The organism is Streptomyces himalayensis subsp. himalayensis (assembly GCF_013778455.1).
In the GTDB taxonomy this organism is placed as follows: domain Bacteria; phylum Actinomycetota; class Actinomycetes; order Streptomycetales; family Streptomycetaceae; genus Streptomyces; species Streptomyces himalayensis.
In genome coordinates this window covers 1-19,307 of sequence record NZ_JACEHE010000012.1, presented here as the reverse complement: position 1 = coordinate 19,307, position 19,307 = coordinate 1, and the positions used below count along the sequence as shown (strand labels likewise).

General features: G+C 69.0%; 18 protein-coding genes. 3 read left to right on the top strand and 15 right to left on the bottom strand.

Going from position 1 to position 19,307, the window contains the following annotated elements; genetic code table 11:
- Window positions 1–5 precede the first annotated feature (5 nt).
- Genes nuoL through H1D24_RS19975 form a run of 12 tightly spaced genes read right to left on the bottom strand, consistent with a single transcriptional unit; the run spans window position 6 to window position 12,896 of the window.
- Window positions 6–1,967 (bottom strand): NADH-quinone oxidoreductase subunit L, encoded by a 1,962-nt coding sequence (gene nuoL / locus H1D24_RS20030; RefSeq protein WP_181659016.1) that lies wholly within the window; start codon window positions 1,965–1,967, stop codon window positions 6–8.
- Between the two features lie 13 nt (window positions 1,968–1,980).
- Window positions 1,981–2,280 carry an NADH-quinone oxidoreductase subunit NuoK gene (gene nuoK, locus H1D24_RS20025; RefSeq protein WP_181659015.1) on the bottom strand — a complete coding sequence of 100 codons (300 nt, stop codon included), beginning with the start codon at window positions 2,278–2,280 and terminating at the stop codon, window positions 1,981–1,983.
- Window positions 2,277–3,092: an NADH-quinone oxidoreductase subunit J gene (locus H1D24_RS20020; RefSeq protein WP_181659014.1), complete on the bottom strand. Its 816-nt coding sequence runs from the start codon at window positions 3,090–3,092 to the stop codon at window positions 2,277–2,279. The genes nuoK and H1D24_RS20020 overlap by 4 nt, the downstream gene beginning before the upstream one ends.
- Window positions 3,089–3,775 carry an NADH-quinone oxidoreductase subunit NuoI gene (gene nuoI / locus H1D24_RS20015; protein WP_181659013.1) on the bottom strand — a complete coding sequence of 229 codons (687 nt, stop codon included), beginning with the start codon at window positions 3,773–3,775 and terminating at the stop codon, window positions 3,089–3,091. The genes H1D24_RS20020 and nuoI overlap by 4 nt, the downstream gene beginning before the upstream one ends.
- Window positions 3,768–5,126 carry an NADH-quinone oxidoreductase subunit NuoH gene (gene nuoH / locus H1D24_RS20010; protein WP_181659187.1) on the bottom strand — a complete coding sequence of 453 codons (1,359 nt, stop codon included), beginning with the start codon at window positions 5,124–5,126 and terminating at the stop codon, window positions 3,768–3,770. Before nuoH ends, nuoI begins: the two co-directional genes overlap by 8 nt.
- 26 nt (window positions 5,127–5,152) lie before the next feature.
- Entirely contained in the window at window positions 5,153–7,663 is a 2,511-nt protein-coding gene (locus H1D24_RS20005) for an NADH-quinone oxidoreductase subunit G (RefSeq protein ID WP_181659012.1), read from the bottom strand.
- Entirely contained in the window at window positions 7,660–9,036 is a 1,377-nt protein-coding gene (nuoF, locus tag H1D24_RS20000) for an NADH-quinone oxidoreductase subunit NuoF (protein ID WP_181659011.1), read from the bottom strand. Before nuoF ends, H1D24_RS20005 begins: the two co-directional genes overlap by 4 nt.
- Window positions 9,036–9,896 (bottom strand): NADH-quinone oxidoreductase subunit NuoE, encoded by an 861-nt coding sequence (nuoE, locus tag H1D24_RS19995; protein WP_181659010.1) that lies wholly within the window; start codon window positions 9,894–9,896, stop codon window positions 9,036–9,038. Before nuoE ends, nuoF begins: the two co-directional genes overlap by 1 nt.
- A complete protein-coding gene (locus tag H1D24_RS19990) occupies window positions 9,893–11,218 on the bottom strand; it encodes an NADH-quinone oxidoreductase subunit D (RefSeq protein WP_181659009.1) in 1,326 nt (441 codons plus the stop codon). Before H1D24_RS19990 ends, nuoE begins: the two co-directional genes overlap by 4 nt.
- Entirely contained in the window at window positions 11,215–11,949 is a 735-nt protein-coding gene (locus H1D24_RS19985; protein WP_181659008.1) for an NADH-quinone oxidoreductase subunit C, read from the bottom strand. The genes H1D24_RS19990 and H1D24_RS19985 overlap by 4 nt, the downstream gene beginning before the upstream one ends.
- Window positions 11,946–12,500: a NuoB/complex I 20 kDa subunit family protein gene (locus H1D24_RS19980; protein WP_181659007.1), complete on the bottom strand. Its 555-nt coding sequence runs from the start codon at window positions 12,498–12,500 to the stop codon at window positions 11,946–11,948. Before H1D24_RS19980 ends, H1D24_RS19985 begins: the two co-directional genes overlap by 4 nt.
- Window positions 12,501–12,536: 36 nt before the next feature.
- A complete protein-coding gene (locus H1D24_RS19975; RefSeq protein WP_181659006.1) occupies window positions 12,537–12,896 on the bottom strand; it encodes an NADH-quinone oxidoreductase subunit A in 360 nt (119 codons plus the stop codon).
- A gap of 768 nt (window positions 12,897–13,664) precedes the next feature.
- Between H1D24_RS19975 and H1D24_RS19970 the strand changes: the two genes are divergently transcribed.
- The gene (locus tag H1D24_RS19970; protein ID WP_181659005.1) at window positions 13,665–14,462 is read left to right on the top strand and encodes a C40 family peptidase; all 798 of its coding nucleotides are present in this window, start codon (window positions 13,665–13,667) and stop codon (window positions 14,460–14,462) included.
- Window positions 14,463–14,552: 90 nt separating this feature from the next.
- Here H1D24_RS19970 and H1D24_RS19965 read toward each other — a convergent pair whose 3' ends face one another.
- From H1D24_RS19965 to H1D24_RS19955, 3 genes are all read right to left on the bottom strand, one after another.
- A complete protein-coding gene (locus H1D24_RS19965) occupies window positions 14,553–16,373 on the bottom strand; it encodes a hydroxysqualene dehydroxylase (protein ID WP_181659004.1) in 1,821 nt (606 codons plus the stop codon).
- Window positions 16,374–16,664: 291 nt separating this feature from the next.
- Window positions 16,665–17,084 carry a PIN domain-containing protein gene (locus tag H1D24_RS19960; protein WP_181659003.1) on the bottom strand — a complete coding sequence of 140 codons (420 nt, stop codon included), beginning with the start codon at window positions 17,082–17,084 and terminating at the stop codon, window positions 16,665–16,667.
- The gene (locus tag H1D24_RS19955) at window positions 17,081–17,362 is read right to left on the bottom strand and encodes a ribbon-helix-helix domain-containing protein (RefSeq protein ID WP_181659002.1); all 282 of its coding nucleotides are present in this window, start codon (window positions 17,360–17,362) and stop codon (window positions 17,081–17,083) included. The genes H1D24_RS19960 and H1D24_RS19955 overlap by 4 nt, the downstream gene beginning before the upstream one ends.
- A 152-nt stretch (window positions 17,363–17,514) precedes the next feature.
- Between H1D24_RS19955 and H1D24_RS19950 the strand changes: the two genes are divergently transcribed.
- Together H1D24_RS19950 and H1D24_RS19945 are read left to right on the top strand one after the other, a co-directional pair.
- Window positions 17,515–18,156 carry an HAD family hydrolase gene (locus H1D24_RS19950; RefSeq protein ID WP_181659001.1) on the top strand — a complete coding sequence of 214 codons (642 nt, stop codon included), beginning with the start codon at window positions 17,515–17,517 and terminating at the stop codon, window positions 18,154–18,156.
- Window positions 18,157–18,262: 106 nt separating this feature from the next.
- The coding region (locus H1D24_RS19945) for a helix-turn-helix domain-containing protein (RefSeq protein WP_181659000.1) at window positions 18,263–19,307 on the top strand (1,045 nt) is incomplete at its 3' end.

Here is a 19,307-nt window from a genome sequence, read left to right as displayed (position 1 = left end):
CGTGGTCACACTCCCCTCATCAGCAGGGTCGCGGCGATGAGGACCGCCGCACCGCCGAACATTGAGACCGCATACGAGCGTGCGTAGCCGTTCTGCAGCTTGCGCAGCCGCCCGGACAGCCCGCCGACCGAGGCCGCCGTGCCGTTGACGACCCCGTCGACCAGCGTGTGGTCGACGTACACCAGGGAGCGCGTGAGGTGTTCGCCGCCGCGGACCAGAACGATGTGGTTGAAGTCGTCCTGGAGGAGATCGCGCCGGGCTGCCCGGGTGAGGAGCGAGCCGCGCGGGGCGACGACGGGGACCGGACGGCGCCCGTACTGGAGGTAGGCGAGGCCGACGCCGAGCAGCAGCACCACGATCGTGGCCGTCGTGATGACCGGCACGCCGACCACCGGGTGCGGGTGGTCGAAGGAGGTCACCGGCTCCAGCCAGTGCACGAACCGCTCGCCGATGCCGAACACCGCGCCCGCGAAGACCGACCCGAGGGCCAGCACGATCATGGGGATCGTCATGGACTTCGGAGCCTCGTGCGGATGCGGCATCTCGCCGGGGTGCACCTCGATGCCGGGCTCGACGCTCGGCGCCGTGTCCGGGTCGGGGGCCGGCTGCCAGCGTTTCTCCCCGAAGAAGGTCAGGATCATCACGCGCGTCATGTAGTACGCGGTGATGCCCGCGCCCAGCAGTGCGACTCCACCGAAGATCCAGGACCGCAGATCGCTCTGCTGAGCGAAGGCGGCCTCGATGATCTTGTCCTTGGACCAGAAGCCCGAGAACGGCGGGAGACCGATGATCGCGAGGTAGCCGAGGCCGAAGGTCACGAAGGTGACCGGCATGTACTTCCGCAGGCCGCCGTACTTCCTCATGTCCACCTCGTCGTTCATGCCGTGCATGACCGAGCCGGCACCGAGGAACAGCCCGGCCTTGAAGAAGCCGTGCGTCACCAGGTGCATGATCGCGAACGCGTAACCGATGGGACCGAGGCCGGCGGCCAGGACCATGTACCCGATCTGCGACATCGTCGAGCCGGCCAGCGCCTTCTTGATGTCGTCCTTCGCGCAACCGACGATCGCACCGAAGAGGAGCGTGACCGCGCCGACCACGACGACCGCCAGCTGGGCGTCGGGAGCGCCGTTGAAGACCGCGCCGGACCGGGTGATCAGATACACGCCCGCCGTCACCATCGTGGCCGCGTGGATCAGGGCCGAGACCGGAGTCGGGCCCTCCATCGCATCCCCGAGCCAGGACTGCAGCGGCACCTGCGCGGACTTGCCGCACGCGGCGAGCAGCAGCATCAGGGCGATCGCGGTCAGCTTGTCCTCCCCGGCAGCGCCGGCGAGACCGGGATCCTCGTGCGTGCCGAGCACCGGCCCGAAGGCGAAGGTGCCGAACCACAGGAACATCAGCATGATCGCGATGGACAGACCCATGTCGCCGACGCGGTTGACCAGGAAGGCCTTCTTCGCGGCGGTGGCGGCGCTGGGCTTGTGCTGCCAGAAGCCGATCAGCAGGTACGAGGCGAGGCCGACGCCCTCCCAGCCGACGTACAGCAGGAGGTAGTTGTCGGCGAGGACGAGCAGCAGCATCGCCGCGAGGAACAGGTTCAGATAGCCGAAGAAGCGGCGGCGCCGCTCGTCGTGCTCCATGTACCCGATCGAGTACAGGTGGATGAGCGAGCCGACGCCGGTGATCAGCAGGACGAACGTCATCGACAGCTGGTCGAGCTGGAAGGCGACGTCCGCCTGGAAGCCCTCGACCGGGATCCAGCTGAACAGGTGCTGGGTGAGCGTCCGCTCCTCGGCACCCTTGCCCAGCATGTCGGCGAAGAGCACGGCGCCGATGAGGAAGGAGACGGCCGCCAGCACCGTGCCGATCCAGTGGCCCGTACGGTCCAGTCGGCGCCCGCCGCACAGCAGGACGGCCGCTCCGAGCAGTGGCGCCGCTACCAGCAGCGCAATCAGATTCTCCACGTTCAGCGACCCCTTACAGCTTCATCAGGCTGGCGTCGTCGACCGAGGCCGAGTGGCGGGAACGGAACAGCAACACGATGATCGCGAGCCCGACCACGACCTCCGCGGCGGCGACGACCATCGTGAAGAAGGCGATGATCTGGCCGTCGAGATTGCCGTGCATCCGGGAGAAGGCGACGAGCGCGAGGTTGCAGGCGTTGAGCATGAGCTCGATGCACATGAACACGACGATCGCGTTCCGCCTGATGAGCACGCCGGTGGCGCCGATCGCGAACAACAGGGCGGCGAGATAGACGTAGTTGACCGCGTTCACTTCGATGCCTCCTCGGGCCGCGGCCGTTCAAGGCGGTCCTCCGCGCGCTGCTCGAGCGCCTTCAGATCGTTCAGTGCGTCCTTGGAGACGTCGCGGATCTGGCCCCGGGAGCGCAGCGTCTTGTTGACGGTGAGCTCGGACGGGGTGCCGTCCGGGAGCAGGCCCGCGATGTCGACCGCGTTGTGCCGGGCGTAGACGCCGGGGGCGGGCAGCGGCGGCAGGTGCTTGCCCTCGCGCACACGCTGCTCGGACAGCTCGCGCTGGGTTTTGGCGCGCTCGGTGCGCTCGCGGTGCGTGAGCACCATCGCGCCGACCGCGGCGGTGATCAGCAGCGCGCCGGTGAGCTCGAAGGCGAAGACGTACTTGGTGAAGAGGAGCTCCGCGAGGCCCTGTACGTTACCGGCGGAGTTGGCCTGTCCGAGGCCATTGAACTCCTTCAGCGAGGCGTTGCCGATGCCGCCGATCAGCAGCACCGCGAAGCCGAGCCCGCACAGGGCGGCCAGCCAGCGCTGGCCCTTGATGGTCTCCCTCAGCGAGTCCGCCGCGGTGACGCCGACGAGCATGACCACGAAGAGGAACAGCATCATGATCGCGCCGGTGTAGACGACGATCTGCACGATGCCCAGGAAGTAGGCACCGTTGGCGAGATAGAAGACCGCCAGGACGATCATGGTTCCGGCCAGGCACAGCGCGCTGTGCACGGCCTTCTTCATGAGCACGGTGCACAGGGCGCCGATCACGGCGACCGTCCCGAGCACCCAGAACTGGAAGGCCTCGCCGGTCGAGGTGGTGTAGGCGGCGAGCTGTGTCATCGGCCGATCACCTTCTTCGAGGCGGGCTCGTCAGGGCCGAAGTCCGAGGATGCCTCTTGGGCCGCGCCCGAAGGGCCTGCTGTTTGATGCAGCTCCCCCTTGGAGACCGCGACCTGCTGGACCGTCCCCGGCGCCGCTTCCGTCACGAGGCCCCGGTAGTAGTCCTGCTCGTCCATGCCCGGGTAGATCGCGTGCGGCGTGTCGACCATGTCTTCCTGGAGGCCGGCGAGCAGCTGTTCCTTGGTGTAGATGAGGTTCTCGCGGCTCGAGTCGGCCAGCTCGAACTCGTTGGTCATCGTCAACGCGCGTGTGGGGCACGCCTCGATGCACAGACCGCAGAAGATGCAGCGGGCGTAGTTGATCTGGTAGACGCGGCCGTACCGCTCGCCGGGCGAGTAGCGTTCCTCGTCCGTGTTGTCCGCGCCCTCCACGTAGATGGCGTCCGCGGGACAGGCCCACGCGCAGAGCTCGCAGCCGATGCACTTCTCCAGGCCGTCCGGATGGCGGTTGAGCTGGTGCCGTCCGTGGAAGCGAGGAGCGGTGGTCTTCTTCTGCTCCGGGTACTGCTCGGTGAGCCGCTTCTTGAACATGGCCTTGAAGGTCACGCCGAAGCCGGCCACCGGGTTCTGGAACCCCTGGTCGGTCTCGCCGGACTTCCCGGGCTCCTTGGGCTCCTCAGCCATCGGACGCCTCCTTTCCATCCGTAGGTCCGTCACTTGGAGTATCCGGGCCGCCACTGACAATGAGCTCCCGCTCCCGTCGCGGGCGCCGCCTCGGCACCGGCGGAAGCGTCTGCCCAGGCAGCGGCGGCACGGGGAATCCGCCCGCCATCGGGTCGAAGGCCGCGGGCTTCTCGCGTGCCTCCTCGGCGGGCTGCCTGGCGCGGAACATGTCGACGACGAAGGACAGCAGCAGGACGGCGAGGACGCCTGCGCCGACGTAGAGAGCGATGTCGCTGACGGCGTAGTTCGCGTTCCGCAGCGCCCGGACGGTCGCCACGAGCATCAGCCAGACCACCGAGACGGGGATGAGCACCTTCCAGCCGAGCTTCATCAGCTGGTCGTAGCGGACGCGGGGCAGGGTGCCGCGCAGCCAGATGAAGAAGAACAGCAGCAGCTGGACCTTGACGACGAACCAGAGCATCGGCCACCAGCCGTGGTTCGCGCCCTCCCAGAAGGTGGAGACCGGCCACGGCGCCCGCCAGCCGCCGAGGAAGAGCGTCACCGACACCGCCGAGACCGTCACCATGTTCACGTACTCGGCGAGCATGAACATCGCGAACTTGATCGACGAGTACTCGGTGTTGAAGCCGCCGACCAGGTCACCCTCGGACTCCGGCATGTCGAACGGCGCCCGGTTGGTCTCGCCGACCATCGTGACGATGTAGACGAGGAACGACACCGGCAGCAGCAGGATGTACCAGCGGTCCTGCTGCGACTCGACGATCGCCGAGGTCGACATCGACCCGGAGTACAGGAACACCGAGGCGAAGGCGGCGCCCATCGCGATCTCGTACGAGATCATCTGCGCGCAGGAGCGCAGGCCCCCGAGCAGCGGATACGTGGATCCGGAGCTCCAGCCCGCCAGCACGATTCCGTAGATGCCGACGGAGGCGACCGCAAGGATGTAGAGCATTGCGATCGGCAGGTCGGTGAGCTGCATCGCGGTGCGGTGGCCGAAGATCGAGATCTCGTTGCCCGCCGGCCCGAAGGGGATCACCGCGATCGCCATGAAGGCCGGGATCGCCGCGACGATCGGGGCAAGGATGTAGACGGCCTTGTCCGCGCGCTTGACGATCACGTCTTCCTTGAGCATCAGCTTGATGCCGTCGGCGAGCGACTGGAGCATGCCCCAGGGGCCGTGCCGGTTGGGGCCGATGCGCAGCTGCATCCAGGCGACGACCTTGCGCTCCCACACGATGGAGAAGAGCACCGTCACCATCAGGAAGGCGAAGCAGAAGACCGCCTTGATCGCGACCAGCCACCAGGGATCGGTGCCGAACATCGACAGGTCCTCCGCCGCGAACGGCGTCAGCGCCCCTGGCGCCAGGGCCTGCGGCGTCATGACGTCACCTCCGTGACAGAAGAGGCCTTCGGCTCCATCGCCGGGCCGATACGGACGAGTTCGCCGGGCCGCGCCCCCGTGTCCGAGGCGACGCCTGTCCCGGTGGAGTTCAGCGGGAGCCACACCACGCGGTCGGGCATCTCCGTGATCTGCAGCGGGAGTTCCGCGGTGCCCGCGTCTCCCGTGACGGCCAGGACGTCTCCGTCCTTGACGCCCGCCTCGGCCGCGGTGGCGGCGGAGAGCCGGGCCACGGCCGCGTGCCGGGTTCCGGCGAGCGCCTCGTCGCCCTCCTGGAGGCGGCCCAGGTCGAGCAGCAGCCGGTGGCCGGCGAGTACGGCCTCTCCGGCGCCGGGCCTGGGCAGGGGCACCGCCGTCTCGAGGGGCTCGGTCGCCCGCGGCCCGTCCCAGGTGCCGAGCCGGTCCAGCTCGACACGTGCCGCACGCAGATCGGGCAGACCCAGGTGGACGTCCATCGCGTCCGCCAGCATCTGCAGCACGCGTGCGTCGGTGGGGGCCAGGCGGCGCGTCATGTGGTCCGGCTTGAGCGCGGCCTCGAACGGCCGTGCCCGGCCTTCCCAGTTGAGGAAGGTGCCCGCCTTCTCGGCGACTGCGGCCACCGGGAGGACGACGTCGGCCCGTTCCGTGACCTCGCTCGGGCGCTGCTCCAGCGAGATGAGGAAGCCCACCTCGTGAAGTGCTTCACGCGCGCGTGCCGGATCGGGAAGATCGGCGACCTCGACGCCCGCGACGAGCAGCGCACCGAGCTCGCCCGTTGCGGCCGCGTCGACGATCTGCCCGGTGTCGCGTCCGTAGCGGTGCGGAAGCTCCGCGAGCCCCCAGGCGGCCGCGACCTCGTCCCGCGCGCGCGGGTCGGTCGCCGGACGCCCGCCCGGCAGCAGCGACGGCAGCGCACCCGCCTCAATCGCGCCGCGCTCACCGGCCCTGCGCGGGATCCACACCAGCCGTGCGCCGGTCGCCGTCGCCGCCCGTACGGCGGCGGTCAGCCCGCCCTTCACAGCGGCGAGCCGCTCACCGACGACGATGACGGAACCCTCCGCGCGCAGCGCCTCGGAGGCCTTCGCCCCGTCGCCTTCCAGACCGACCCCGCTCGCGAGCGCGTCCAGCCACTCGGTCTCGGTGCCCGGCGCCGCGGGCAGCAGCATGCCGCCGGCCTTCTCCAGGCCGCGTGTGGCGTACGAGGCGAGCGCGAAGGTGCGCTGTCCGTGCTTCCGCCAGGCCTTGCGCAGCCGGAGGAAGACGCCGGGAGCCTCCTCCTCCGCCTCGATTCCGGCGAGCAGCACGGCGGGTGCCTTCTCCAGCGCCGAGTACGTCACGCCCGTGCCGTCGAGGTCCCTGCCGCGCCCGGCGACCCGTGAGGCCAGGAAGTCTGCCTCCTCGCTGCTGTGCACGCGCGCGCGGAAGTCGATGTCGTTGGTGTCGAGCGCCACGCGCGCGAACTTGCTGTAGGCGTAGGCGTCCTCGACGGTCAGTCGGCCGCCGGTCAGCACGCCGGTCCTGCCGCGCGCCCCGGTCAGCCCGCGGGCCGCCGCCTCCAGGGCCTCCGGCCAGCTGGCCGGCTCCAGGTCACCACTCTCGGCGTTCCTGACGAGGGGGTATTCGATCCGGTCGGACAGCTGCGCGTACCGGAACCCGAACCGGCCCTTGTCGCAGATCCACTCCTCGTTGACTTCGGGGTCGTTGGCGGCGAGCCGCCGCATGACCTTGCCGCGCCGGTGGTCGGTACGCGTCGCGCAACCGCCGGAGCAGTGCTCGCACACGGTCGGGCTGGACACGAGGTCGAAGGGCCGGGCGCGGAAGCGGTACGCCGCCGAAGTGAGCGCCCCCACCGGGCAGATCTGGATGGTGTTCCCGGAGAAGTACGACTCGAAGGGGTCGCCCTCTCCCGTACCGACCTGCTGCAGTGCTCCCCGCTCGAGCAGCTCGATCATCGGGTCGCCTGCGACCTGGTTGGAGAAGCGGGTGCAGCGCGCGCACAGCACGCACCGCTCGCGGTCGAGCAGCACCTGCGTCGAGATGGGCACGGGCTTGGCGAACGTCCGCTTCTTGCCCTCGAAACGGGTGTCCGGGTCGCCGACCGACATCGCCTGGTTCTGCAGCGGGCACTCGCCGCCCTTGTCGCAGACCGGGCAGTCCAGCGGGTGGTTGATGAGCAGCAGCTCCATCACACCGCGCTGCGCCTTCTCGGCGACCGGCGAGGTCAGCTGGGTCTTCACGACCATGCCGTCCGTGCAGGTGATGGTGCAGGACGCCATGGGCTTGCGCTGGCCCTCGACCTCGACGATGCACTGTCGGCAGGCACCGGCCGGGTCGAGCAGCGGGTGGTCGCAGAACCGCGGGATCTCGATGCCGAGCATCTCGGCGGCCCGGATGACCAGGGTGCCCTTGGGCACGCTGATCTCGATGCCGTCGATCGTCAGCGATACGAGGTCCTCGCGCGGCACCGCGGCCTCGCCGCCCCCGGAGGGAGCGCTTGTGGCGATGGTCATGCGTTCACCTCCGTACGGTGGTCGGCCCAAGCCGTGGACTTGGCCGGGTCGAAGGGGCAGCCCCCGCCCGTGATGTGCTGCGCGTACTCCTCGCGGAAGTACTTGAGCGAGGAGAAGATCGGCGAGGCCGCGCCGTCGCCGAGCGCGCAGAAGGACTTGCCGTTGATGTTGTCGGCGATGTCCGCGAGCTTGTCGAGGTCGCTCATCGCGCCCTTGCCGGCCTCGATGTCGCGCAGCAACTGCACCAGCCAGTACGTCCCTTCACGGCAGGGCGTGCACTTGCCGCAGGACTCATGGGCGTAGAACTCGGTCCAGCGGGTGACGGCCCGTACGACGCAGGTCGTCTCGTCGAAGCACTGCAGCGCCTTCGTGCCGAGCATGGAACCGGCGGCGCCCACGCCCTCGTAGTCGAGCGGGACGTCGAGGTGCTCCTCGGTGAGCATCGGGGTCGAGGAGCCGCCCGGGGTCCAGAACTTCAGCCGGTGTCCCGGCCTCATCCCGCCGCTCATCTCGAGCAGCTGACGCAGCGTGATGCCGAGCGGGGCCTCGTACTGGCCGGGGTTGGCGACATGGCCGCTGAGCGAGTAGAGCGTGAAGCCCGGGGACTTCTCGCTGCCCATCGACCTGAACCATTCCTTGCCCTTGTGCAGAATCGCGGGAACCGACGCGATCGACTCCACGTTGTTCACGACAGTGGGGCACGCGTAGAGGCCGGCGACAGCAGGGAAGGGGGGACGCAGTCGCGGCTGGCCCCGGCGGCCTTCGAGCGAGTCGAGCAGCGCGGTCTCCTCACCGCAGATGTACGCGCCCGCGCCCGCGTGCACGGTGAGTTCCAGGTTGAGTCCGCTGCCCAGCACGTTCTTGCCGAGGTAGCCCGCCGCATACGCCTCGCGGACGGCCTCGTGCAGCCGCCTGAGCACGGGGACGACCTCGCCGCGCAGATAGATGAAGGCGTGCTCCGACCTGATCGCGTGACACGCGATCACGATCCCTTCGATGAGGGCATGCGGGTTCGCGAAGAGGAGCGGGATGTCCTTGCACGTCCCGGGCTCCGACTCGTCGGCGTTGACAACAAGATAGTGAGGCTTGCCGTCGCCCTGCGGGATGAACTGCCACTTCATGCCCGTGGGGAAGCCCGCGCCGCCGCGGCCGCGCAGGCCCGCCTCCTTGACGTAGGCGATAACGTCGTCCGGCGACATGGCGAGCGCCTTGCGCAGGCCCTCGTATCCCTCGTGCCGCCGGTAACCCTCCAGCGTCCAGGACCTGTCCTCGTCCCAGAACGCCGACAGCACGGGAGCGAGCAGCTTCTCCGGGCTCGACTCCCCGCCCGCCTCGGGCCGGGAGGTCCCCCCGAATTCGGTGGACACGGTCATCACTCCCCCTCCTCGGTGACCGGGCCCGCGGGGTGCGCGGGGTCGGATGCCGATGTCTTCTGCGGCGCGTCGTGCGAGCTGCGGTGCTCGGCGGGCGGCTCGTCCTGGGGTGCCGCGCCCCTGATCTCCTCGCCGCGCGGGTGCACGATGCGCGGCTCGGGCTGTTCGCCCTTGGCCAGGCGGAGTCCGATCAGGGAGGCCGGGCCCGCGCTGCCGCTCGCGTCGACGGCGCCGGGCCGCGGGTCGGGGAATCCGGCGAGGATGCGGGCGGTCTCCTTGTACGTGCACAGAGGCGCGCCGCGAGTCGGCCGGACCTCGGCACCCGCGCGCAGATCGTCGACCAGCCGCCTGGCGCTCTCGACGGTCTGGTTGTCGAAGAACTCCCAGTTGACCATCACGACCGGCGCGAAGTCGCAGGCCGCGTTGCACTCGATGTGCTCCAGGGTGACCTTGCCGTCGCCGGTGGTCTCGCCGTTGCCGACGCCCAGGTGCTCCTGGAGGGCGGAGAAGATGGCGTCGCCGCCCATGACCGCGCACAGGGTGTTGGTGCAGACGCCCACCTGGTAGTCACCGCTCGGCTTGCGCCGGTACATGGTGTAGAAGGTGGCGACCGCGGTGACCTCGGCCGTGGTCAGACCGAGCATGTCCGCGCAGAACCGCATCCCGGTGCGCGTGACGTACCCCTCCTCGGACTGCACCAGGTGCAGCAGCGGGAGCAGCGCGGAGCGGGAGTCCGGGTAGCGGCCGATGATCTCGCGCGCGTCCGCTTCGAGCCGGGCTCGGACGTCGTCCGGGTAGTCGGGCGCGGGCAGCTGCGGCATGCCCAGGCTGACGCCCTGTTCGGAAGGGGTGGTGGTCACCGGTCGACGCCTCCCATCACGGGGTCGATGGACGCGACGGCGACGATGACGTCGGCGACCATGCCGCCCTCGCACATCGCCGCCATGGACTGCAGGTTGGTGAACGACGGATCGCGGAAGTGGACCCGGTAGGGGCGGGTGCCGCCGTCGGACACGACGTGCACCCCGAGTTCACCCTTGGGCGACTCGACGGCCGCGTAAGTCTGGCCCGGCGGCACCCGGAATCCCTCGGTCACCAGCTTGAAGTGGTGGATCAGGGCCTCCATGGAGGTGCCCATGATCTTCTTGATGTGGTCGAGCGAGTTACCGAGACCGTCCGGGCCGAGCGCGAGCTGCGCGGGCCAGGCGATCTTCTTGTCGGCGACCATGACCGGGCCGGGCTCCAGACGGTCCAGGCACTGCTCGACGATCCGCAGCGACTGCCTCATCTCCTCGAGCCGGATGAGGAAGCGGCCGTAGGCGTCGCAGGTGTCGGTGGTCGGGATGTCGAAGTCGTACGTCTCGTAGCCGCAGTACGGCTGCGCCTTGCGCAGGTCGTGCGGGAGGCCGGCCGAGCGCAGAATCGGTCCTGTCGCGCCGAGCGCCATACAGCCGGCGAGGTCGAGATAGCCGATGTCCTGCATACGGCCCTTGAAGATGGGGTTCCCGGTGGCGAGCTTGTCGTACTCGGGAAGGTTCTTGTTCATCTTCTTCACGAACTCGCGGATCTGGTCGACCGCGCCGGGCGGCAGATCCTGGGCGAGTCCGCCGGGCCGGATGTACGCGTGGTTCATCCGCAGGCCGGTAATCAGCTCGTAGATGTCGAGAATGAGTTCACGATCACGGAAGCCATAGATCATGATCGTGGTGGCGCCGAGTTCCATGCCGCCGGTGGCGATGCACACCAGGTGCGAGGACAACCGGTTCAGCTCCATCAGGAGCACCCGGATGATCGTCGCCCGGTCGGGGATGTCGTCCTCGATGCCGAGGAGCTTCTCTACCGCGAGGCAGTACGCCGTCTCGTTGAAGAACGGCGTCAGGTAGTCCATGCGCGTCACGAACGTGGTGCCCTGCGTCCACGTGCGGTACTCGAGGTTCTTCTCGATGCCCGTGTGCAGATAACCGATGCCGCAGCGGGCCTCGGTGACCGTCTCGCCCTCGATCTCCAGGATGAGGCGGAGCACCCCGTGGGTGGACGGGTGCTGCGGACCCATGTTGACGATGAGGCGCTCGTCGTCGGCCTTGGCCGCGGTCTGGACGACCTCGTCCCAGTCGCCGCCGGTGACCGTGTATACGGTGCCCTCGGTGGTCTCACGGGCCGAAGCTGACTGCGTGCTGCTCATGAGTACGACCTCCGCTGGTCCGGAGCCGGGATCTGGGCGCCCTTGTACTCGACGGGGATGCCGCCGAGCGGGTAGTCCTTGCGCTGCGGGAAGCCCTGCCAGTCGTCCGGCATCATGATCCGCGTCAGCGCCGGGTGACCGTCGAAGACCAGCCCGAAGAAGTCGTACGTCTCGCGCTCGTGCCAGTCGTTCGTCGGATAGACGGAGACGAGCGAGGGAACGTGCGGATCGGCGTCGGGGGCGCTGACCTCCAGGCGGATCAGCCGGTTGTGGGTGATCGACCGCAGGTGGTAGACGGCGTGCAGCTCGCGGCCCTTGTCGCCCAGGTAGTGCACCCCGGAGACGCCGGTGCAGAGCTCGAAGCGGAGCGCCGGGTCGTCGCGCAGGGTCTGAGCGACGCGGAGGAGGTACTCGCGGGCGATGTGGAAGGTGATCTCGTCGCGGTCGACGACGGTCTTCTCGATGGCGTTCTCGGGGAGAAGTCCCTGTTCCTCCAGGGCGCCCTCGAGCTCGTCGGCGACCTCGTCGAACCAGCCGCCGTAGGGGCGCGCGGCCGGGCCGGGCAGCCGTACGGAGCGGACGAGCCCGCCGTACCCGGTGGTGTCGCCGCCGTTGTTGGCGCCGAACATGCCGCGCTGGACGCGGATCTCCTCGCCCTGGTCGCCCCGCTGGCCAGGGAGATTCGAGGCGTTGAGGTCCTGCTCGGGGTTCACGCCGTTGTGCTCGCTCATCGCAGCAGCCCCTTCATCTCGATGATGGGGAGCGCCTTGAGCGCCGCCTCCTCGGCCTCCTGCGCCGCCTCCTCGGCGTTCACGCCGAGCTTGGAGGTCTGGATCTTCTGATGGAGCTTGAGGATCGCGTCCATCAGCATCTCGGGCCGCGGCGGGCAGCCGGGCAGGTAGATGTCGACGGGGACGACGTGGTCGACGCCCTGCACGATCGCGTAGTTGTTGAACATGCCGCCCGACGAAGCGCAGACGCCCATGGAGATGACCCACTTGGGGTTCGGCATCTGGTCGTAGACCTGCCGCAGCACCGGCGCCATCTTCTGGCTCACGCGGCCGGCAACGATCATCAGGTCGGCCTGGCGCGGCGAGCCGCGGAAGACCTCCATTCCGAAGCGGGCCAGGTCGTAGCGCCCCGCGCCGGTCGTCATCATCTCGATGGCGCAGCAGGCCAGGCCGAAGGTGGCCGGGAAGACGGACGACTTGCGCACCCAGCCCGCGGCCTGTTCGACGGTGGTCAGCAGAAAACCGCTCGGCAGTTTCTCTTCGAGTCCCATTAGTGGCCCCTCAGACCCCTTTGTCCCTTGCGCGTGTCAGTCCCATTCCAGGCCGCCGCGCCGCCACACGTATGCGTAGGCGACGAAGACGGTGAGCACGAAGAGCAGCATCTCCACGAGCCCGAAAACACCCAGGGCGTCGAAGGTGACGGCCCAGGGGTACAGAAAGACGATCTCGATGTCGAAAATGATGAAGAGCATCGCCGTCAGGTAGTACTTGATCGGGAATCGTCCGCCGCCCGCCGGTGTCGGCGTCGGCTCGATACCGCACTCGTAGGCCTCGAGCTTGGCCCGGTTGTAGCGCTTTGGACCGACAAGCGTGGCCATCACCACGGAGAAGATCGCAAAGCCTGCCCCGAGGGCTCCCAGTACGAGGATGGGCGCATAGGCGTTCACCGCTCCTCGCTCCTCTCAGTCGGCACTGACTGTTTCGGCGGCGCCGGGCAGGCTCCCTGCTTCCCCTGGTCACACAAGCCCCATCGGCCACAAGGACTCCTTGAGCCCCGAGCGACCCACAAGTCCCGTAAGGACCCGCGGAGATCGTGTACATGTGAAGCAGGTCACAAGCCCAACTGCCACGCATCCTATGCCTGCGGGTCTGTGATCTGCGACACGGGGTGGGTCACGGACTTTGTGATCTCCACCACCCGTCGAAGGATCATGAAGTCGGATGAGCAGTGATCTTCACACGCGAAGCGCCTGAGTGATCACCAGAGGTCACAAGTTGTCTCGTTTCCGCAGGTGGAGGCGAGGGGCTCACTATCAAGCGAGGGGACTCCACAGCAAATTGGCGCTGGACGCCTCTGGCTGATATTGAACCGCGACCCCGCGCGGGCGGGGCGACGGCGGGCGGACGTCGAACGCGTGCATCCGTTCACGAGCCGGACGCCCTTACGACGGTGACCGTTCCGTGACCTGTGCCACACGAGCGGACGGGGCGGAGAAACCGGGCTTGGCCAACCGCCCCAACCAGTGGTAAGTGGCGGGCAATTCGGACGTAATACCGAAAGCCCATGATCACAGGCCTGATCGACCCTGCCCGCAATGTCCGTTACGGCGTCAATAAAGAGCGACACGCCCGGGATTCGGTGTCCGAAATGAGCAACTGTGGCACACCACACGTTTCTTGAAGGTAACGGGGAGTCCCTGATAGCGCTTTTACACATGTCCCACACCGCTCACATACCCAGCCACCGGAAGCCCCGCCGCGGAGCGTCGAAGCTCGCCCTGCGCGCCGGAGTTGCCGGTGGCGTCCTCAGCACCCTGGCAGTGGCCGGTGCGGCCGGGCCGGCGACCGCGGCCGAGCCCGTGACCGAGACCATCGAGCTGCCCACGCTCACCACCGGCCTGTCCGTACAGGTCGCCGAGTCCGCAGCCGCCACCCAGCTGGCGGCAGCCCAGTACGAGCTGCAGGCGGAGCAGGACGCGGCCGCCGCGAAGGCCGCAAAGCAGGCCAAGAAGGACCTCGCCGAGGCCAAGCGCAAGGCGGAGGCCAAGAAGAAGGCCGAGGCCGAGGCCGAGCGCAAGGCCGCCGAGGAGCGCGCCTCGCGGAACTCCGCACGCACCACGCTCGCCGCCGCGACCTCCGACGTCGCCGCCCCCGCGAGCGGCAGCGTCGCCACCGTCATCAGCTTCCTCAAGGCTCAGGTGGGCGACGCGTACGTCATGGGCGCCACCGGCCCCAACGCCTGGGACTGCTCCAGCCTCGTCCAGGCCGCCTTCAGGCAGGTCGGTGTGGACCTCCCCCGCGTCGCGCAGGACCAGTCGACGGTCGGCACCGAGGTCTCCCTCTCCAACCTCCAGGTCGGCGACATCCTCTACTGGGGTGGCAAGGGCTCCGCGTACCACACCGGTGTCTACATCGGTAACGGCCAGTACCTGGACGCCGCCAACCCGTCCAAGGGCGTCGTCATCCAGGACCTGTCCGGATACCCGGCGAGCGGTGCGGTCCGCGTGCTCTGACGCTGGGCCACCGTCCGGAGGGTCGCCGTCGCCGATCGGGGACGGCGGCCCTCCGGTGTGCTCAGTCGGCGTCACCGGGGCCGGGCATGCTCAGCCCACGTCGAACGTGTTGGGCAGCCCCAGCCGGTAGCGGACCTCGTCCACGCGCTTGAGCGGTTCCAGTTCCGGCGGGCGGTACAGCTCCCAGATGCGGCAGCGCTCGGCGTCCGAACCGTCCGCGTCGAGCAGGGCGTTGACGGCCATGCGGGCCGACTCGTTGGCGCCCTCCATGGTCGCCAGATCCACATCTGTCCGGACATAGTCACCCGCGAGATAGAAGTTGGGGACGGCGGTGCGGGCGGTGGGACGGTTGTAGAGCGTGCCGGTGGGATGGATCAGTAGCGGCTCGCGGTTCTGCGGGTTCGGTCCGCCGAGGCCGGTGACCGCCGGGTCCATGAACCAGCCGAGCCGGTCGTCGTCCCTCAGCACGGTCTTGCCCGCGTCGTTGAGCCCGTCCTTCAGCTGCGCCCAGCACTCGGCGACGATCTCCTCGCGGGTGCACTCCCGCGCCGTCTTGCCGTAGAGGATCCCGGGCAGATCCCACTCCGAGACGATCGCGGAGAGGCAGTCGTACGCCTGCCCGTCGCCGTAATCGGCGGAGAAGTCCCGTACATCCCAGAACTGCGCCTGTCCGATGCCGGTGACCGCCCAGGGCGAATCGAGGCAGTTGATGTGCCCGTGCACCACGGGCGTCGGCGTCCGCAGATAGAACTGGATGCCCACCATCCAGTCCGTCTTCAGCTCATCGCACCGCGCCAGCTGCGGATCGGCCGCGCGCAGGGCCGCGCCCCAGGTCACGCGCGCGTGCTCGACGGGCAGCGCGGAGACGTAGTGGTCGGCGGTGACGGTACGGGCACCGCTCCCGTCGGGCGCGGACACCCGGACGCCGGTGATCCGCCCGCCCTCGTACACGACCTCGCGCACCTGAGTGCCCAGCACGAACTCCACACCGAGCGAGCGCAGATGGGCCGACCAGGGGTCGATCCAGGCCTCGCTCGTCGGCGCGTTCAGCACGCGGTCGATGTCCGCGTCGCCATCCATGCCGCGGCCCAGCAGCCCCCAGAGCAGCAGCGCCTCGATGATGACGCGGCCGACAGTGCGGGTGGAGGCCTCCTGGGCGCGGGTGGCCACGAGATTGCGGGTCTGTCCGATGCCGAGGGAGATCTGGTACTCCTCGCTCATCTCCTCGGCCCGGATGAAGTCCCACCAGGCGGTCTTCTCCCACTCGTCCTCTCGGCGCGCGTCGCAGCTGGTGAGGTGGACGAGCAGCCGGTCCGCGAAGTACGCCGCCTCGTGCGCGGGCAGCCGCGTGCCGAGGTCGAGGACGCTGAGCACCTGGTCGCGGATCCAGGACGGGGTGATGTCCACCGGCCGGGGCGGGGTCGTGGCACGGCGCAGCGGGAAACGCAGATCCGGGCGCCCGGCCTCGCGCGCGAAGAGGGCCTCGGTGCCGCTGCGGAGGTTGTCGTGCACGCCGTTCGCGTTGCCCGGGAAGGGGATGCGGCGCATCGTGTCCGGGAGGTTGCGGTAGAAGCCGGGGAAGAACCGGAATCCGTGCTCGCCGGGCAGCGGCTTGCGGCCGCCCTCGCCCGTGCCCGGGACGTCCATCGAGCGGGCCTTGCCGCCGAGGACGTCGTAGTACTCGTAGACGGTCACGGCATAGCCGCGTTCGGCGAGCTCCTGGGCGGCGCTGAGCCCGGAGACTCCGCCGCCGAGGACGGCGACGCGTTTGCCCGAAGCGGCGGCCGCGGAACCGGCCGGCCATAACGCGGCGGCGCCGACCGCGCCGCCGACCGCCGCCCCGGCGCCTGCCAGGAAGCGTCTGCGTGAGGGTCCGGGTTGCCCCGTGGAACCCATGATGTCGGTTGTCATGAGTCCGTCAGGCTACGGAGACCGGCTGCGACACGGAAGAAAGCCGACGGGCGCCCACAGCATCCTCACACCGTGTTCGCCCGGCAGCCTGGCCTCTCACCGACCGTCAGACCGTGCCGCGGCACCGCCCCACCTCCGTCGCCGACAGCGGCGCCAGATGGTTCCACGCCTGTGAGCGTCCGGTGCGGCCCTCTGTCGATCACCCTCGCAATCCGGCGCACAGTCCGGATCGGCTGTGCGGACAGGGTCGGCCAATCCCCGCGCCGGGCCTCGCGCACGCCGCCGGGACACTCACACCTTTCGCACCACGACGTGCCGCGGCACCAGCCGCTCCAGGTCGTCAACGTCCGAGGTGAAGACGGTCACCTGGCCACGCCGCTCCCGGGCGACGACGGCCAACACCGCGTCGATCGCGTACTTGTGGCCGTGCAGCCCAGCTTCGGCCAGCAGCTTCCGCGCCTCGCGCGCCTGCTGCCTGCCCAGCTCAGACACCTCCAAGCGGGACAACACCCAGTCCCATCGCCGCTCCGTCACACGCCCGTCGAACGCCTCGATGACCGTCATCGGAGAGGTCACCACCTCGGCCTCGCCCCGGGCGGCCAGATCCAGCAGTGCCATCATGCGGCGCTCACCCCGCACGGCCTGTGAAAGCGCCTCGGAGTCCAGGACGAACACGCGCAGCGGCTTGTGGTCCCGCGCGCGGCCGGTCAAGCGGCGGCCCCCGTCCCGCTGCCGCCCTGCGCGCCGCGGCGGCGGGCGTGCTCGGCATCGATCTCGTCCAGCTCTGCGGCGGCCTGCTGCTGCTCCTCCTCGGACACCGGGCCGTACTCCTCCTGAAGCCATTCAGTGAGCTCCAGAAGCCTGTCCCGCTGCCGCTGAGCACGCAGGGCCTCGGCGACGTACGCCGACAGGCCACGTTCGTCGGTCTCTGAGCGGATCTCGTCCAAGAGGTCCTCAGGGATGGTGATGGTCACCTTCTTGGTTGCCATACTTCACACCATACTCCCCATATTGGCTGACGTGCAGGTCCCGCGTGTGCCGTTCCGTCCGTGTGTTTGGCTGCTTTACCGATGAACACTCGCCCTCTCGCCGCTTTCTCGCGCGGGAGAGGCCTTTCGGCATGCCCATATACCCTGCCCCCATGATTCATGCAGTGGTGTTCGACGTAGGCGAGACCATCACCCGCGACGACCGCTACTGGGCATCCTGGGCCGACTGGCTCGGCGTCCCCCGGCACACCCTCTCCGCGCTCGTCGGCGCCGTCGTCACCCACGGCCGCGACAACGCCGACGCCGTCCGGCTGGTTAAACCCGACGTCGACATCGCCGCGGAGTACGAGGCCAGGGAAGCCGCGGGCCGCGGCGAGAGCATCGACGAGACAGACCTGTACGACGACGTCCGGCCCGCCCTCGCCGCGCTCCGACAGCAGGGCGTGCGCGTGATCATCGCGGGGAATCAGACGGTGCGCGCGGGCGCGCTGCTCCGCGGCCTGAACCTGCCCGCTGATCTGGTGGTGACCTCTGGTGAGTGGGGCGTCGCCAAACCCGACCCGGCGTTCTTCCACCGGGTACTGGAGGTCGCGCAGGCCGAGCCGCAGGCCACGCTGTACGTGGGCGACCATCCGGCCAACGACATTCACCCGGCGAAGGCTGCCGGCCTTCGTGCCGCCCACATCCGTCGCGGGCCCTGGGGACACTACTGGGCAGACGATCCGCAGGTGCGGGCCGCGGCGGACTGGCAGATCGACAGCCTCACCGAGCTCCCGGCGATCGTCGTCGACTGACCGTCAACAACACAGCCCCACCAGCGAATGCGGTGGGTCCGTTTGCGTGTCCGCAGCGTCTCGGCGCGGGTACGGTTCGGAGTGGACGCACCGAACTGGAGCCAGTATGCCCGCCGACCCTATGTGCGAGGTGGGCCAGCGCATCGCCGCGGCCCGACGCGCCCGCAGGATGACCCAAGACGAACTCGCGCGTGCAGCCTTCGTCTCGCTCAGCATGCTCCGCAAGATCGAACAAGGGTCCCGGTTACCCAGCGACGACACCCTCGACGCCATCGCGGCAGCCCTGGGCACGGATCCGTCGCGGCTTCTCACCGGTCACACCCGAGTCGACCACCGTGTCCGCGACGCCCTGCCCTCCATCTCCGCGGCGGTCGCCGCCTACGACATCCCCGACGACGGCCCCACTCGGCCTCTCGCCGAACTCCGCTCCGATGTCGCAGCGGCCACGAGCTGGCGCCTAGCCGCACAATACGTCCAGATCACCCGGCAACTGCCTGCCCTGCTCGGTGAGCTCGCGCGTGCCTTCCACGCCAGCCGCGGGGCAGAGCGTGCCGAACTGGCTTCGCTTCTCGTCGCGGCCTATCGCTCGGCCGATGCCGTCGCCTACAAGTACGGGGCTTCCGACCTCTCCGCGCGGCTGATCGAGCTCATGCGCTGGGCCGTCCCCGAGGCTGATAGTCCTCTCCTCGAGGCAACCGTGAGCTACGTCCGCACGGAGACGTTCTTCTCGGCACGTGCCCACGCGCCCGGCTTACGGGCCTTGGAGCAGGCCGTCGACACCGCGCCAGCGCCGAGCGACACCGCGACGATCGCAGCCCGCGGCGCCCTGCACATGCGTGCTGCCGTCATTGCCGGCCGCGCGGGCAATGCCGAGGCAGCAGACATCCATCTTGACGAGGCTCGTACTCTCGGCGACCGCGTTCAGGAGGGCATCTACCAGGGCACCGCCTTCGGTCCTCACTCCGTGCGTATCCATGAGGTTTCCGTCGCCGTCAGCCTCGGCAGCGACCATGTTCACCGGGCCGTGGACGTCGCGAAGGAATGGAAGCCAGCCGAGCCCCTGCCCGCGGAACGGCGCAGCGGCTTCTACATCGAACTGGCCCGCGCACAACTGTGGGCGGGCATGGCTGACGATTCCTTCGAGTCCCTTA